This is a genomic window from Vibrio sp. 1288 (genome assembly GCF_033344475.1).
Window position 1 is genome coordinate 1 of record NZ_JAWPOX010000669.1, and the last position, 638, is coordinate 638.

The 638-nt window shown below is 49.8% G+C and carries 1 protein-coding gene and 1 pseudogene; both read right to left on the minus strand.

Annotated features, from left to right (window positions below; translation table 11 throughout):
* A pseudogene (locus R8O11_RS28670) lies at positions 1-147 on the minus strand (ABC transporter permease); the annotation flags it as partial.
* On the minus strand, positions 144-638 hold a 495-nt coding region (locus R8O11_RS28675; RefSeq protein WP_318195052.1), incomplete at its 5' end, for a TOBE domain-containing protein. The pseudogene R8O11_RS28670 and the gene R8O11_RS28675, both read right to left, overlap by 4 nt.

Sequence of the window (638 nt, forward strand, 5' to 3'; positions counted from 1 at the left end):
GCATACCAACGGCAACGTCAGCATGATTGAGCGTAGGTTTTTATTGCGCTCCGCTTTTTGTAGTTGGGCTCTGAGATCGCTCTTTTGGTGATTCACATGTCGTTCGATTTCCAGCACCGAATCTAACGAGGTTAGCTCTCGACTCATGCCGCCACCTCTTCGGTTTCTGGTTGAATCGCATCTAGCGCATGGCAATCTGTACTTTGCCACCCAATTCGACACACCGTTCCCGGAATAAGGTTCAGATGCGTTCGGTTGTCGTTCGGCACTTTCACGACAAACTGACCAACCAGTTCAACGTCGACCACTAGACGATAATGATCTCCGTGATAAATTAGCTCACGCAGCACGCCTTCAATTTGGTTATCACACGATTCGTCATCAGGTTGGATGGAAATGTTCTCTGGTCGAATAGACAAGGTGGTGCGCTCGCCGTTTTGGGTCACTCGAACCGGTTTGGCAACGAAGTGAGCGGGGCCGACCTGGACTTGGCATCGCTCTGATTGCCACTCTTTTACCACACCCGAAAGCTGATTATTTTCACCAATAAACTGAGCGACAAACGCGTTACTCGGAGATTCATACAGCTCCGTTGGCGGGGCAAGTTGCTGCACTTCGCCTTGATTAAAAACTGCGAT